Genomic DNA, 1,211 nt, shown 5'->3' on the forward strand with positions numbered 1-1,211 from the left:
GATGTTCGTGCCGGAGACGACGACCGTGCCGGAGCGGCCGTGGTAGCCGATCGGCAGGTGCTTCCAGTTCGGCGTGAGCGGTTCCCCGTCCGGGCTTCTTGTCGCCCGCGAAGGTGTAGAGGGGCCAGCAGTCGATGGTCTGCTGCTTGATGCCGTCGGGGCGGTTGAACACGGTGTACCCCTTCAGCGAGATGCCCTCGGTGTCGTTCTTGTCGACCGGCTCGACGACCGGCCACTTCTTGAGGCAGTCGTCGGTGCAGGCGGTCTTCATGGGCCACGCCGAGTCCTTCTCGAACCGGTAGACCGTCATACCGTTCTTGTCCACCACGATCTCACCGAGCTTGGGGTCCTTGCGGACGGACAGGCCGGCCAGGTCGGCCGGCGCGCCCGCGTCCTCGCCGCCGCCCTGGTCCTCGGCCGCCCCCTCGTCGGCGGCGCCCTCGTCCTCGGCGGCCCCCTCGTCGCCGCCGCCCGAGAGGGCTGCCTTCTTGCCGTCGGGGGCGGCCGCGAACCACGTGCCGCCCACGCCCTGGCCCTTGGTGTCGCCGGGCTTGCTGTCCTTGACGTACCGGTACATCGGCCAGCCGTCGATGGTGAGTTGCTTGGTGCCGTCGGCGCGGGTCACCTCTCCCATGAGCGAGGCGTCGACACCGGCCGGGGGCTTGGCGCCCTCGGCGGGCACGATGGGCCAGGCCTTCGCGCAGTCGCCCTCGCAGGTGGACTTGGGCGGGTTCGGCGTGTCCTTGTCGAAGCGGTAGAGCGTGAGGCCCTCGCTGTCGGTGACGACCTTGCCGAGCTCCTTGCTGTCCCAAATGGCGAGCTGACCGGCCGGCTTGGCGGCGGCCGCCTCCTGCCCCCCGGAACCCGCACCGGATCCGTAACCCGCGCCCGAGCCGTAGCCGGCGCCGTTGTCGGCGGGCGCGCCCGCCGGTGCGGCGGCGCCGACCGATCCCGCGGGGGCTTGGTCACCCTTGTCCTGACCGCACGCCGTCGTCAGCGCGAGCACGGCCGCCGCGGACAGCGCGAGCGAGGCGTTCCGCCAGGTCTTCATGTCAACTCCCGTTGTATTGAGGTACTTTGGCGACGCCCAGGTGCGCCGTTCATGGCCCTATGTACGCGCCGAACCCGAGGCCCTGGCGGAGTTCTACGCCAAGCTCCTCGACGCCCGGACGCAACGCGGAACCGATCCCGACTTCATCGAGGTGGTCGGC

At 70.7% G+C, this 1,211-nt stretch carries 1 protein-coding gene; it reads right to left on the reverse strand.

Going from position 1 to position 1,211, the window contains the following annotated elements; all coding sequences use genetic code 11:
• The coding region (locus tag ABT360_RS35300) for an SCO0930 family lipoprotein (protein ID WP_351825848.1) at positions 1 to 1,051 on the reverse strand (1,051 nt) is incomplete at its 3' end.
• Positions 1,052 to 1,211: the final 160 nt, after the last annotated feature.

This window comes from Streptomyces sp. NPDC000229 (assembly GCF_040300825.1).
In the GTDB taxonomy this organism is placed as follows: Bacteria; Actinomycetota; Actinomycetes; order Streptomycetales; family Streptomycetaceae; genus Streptomyces.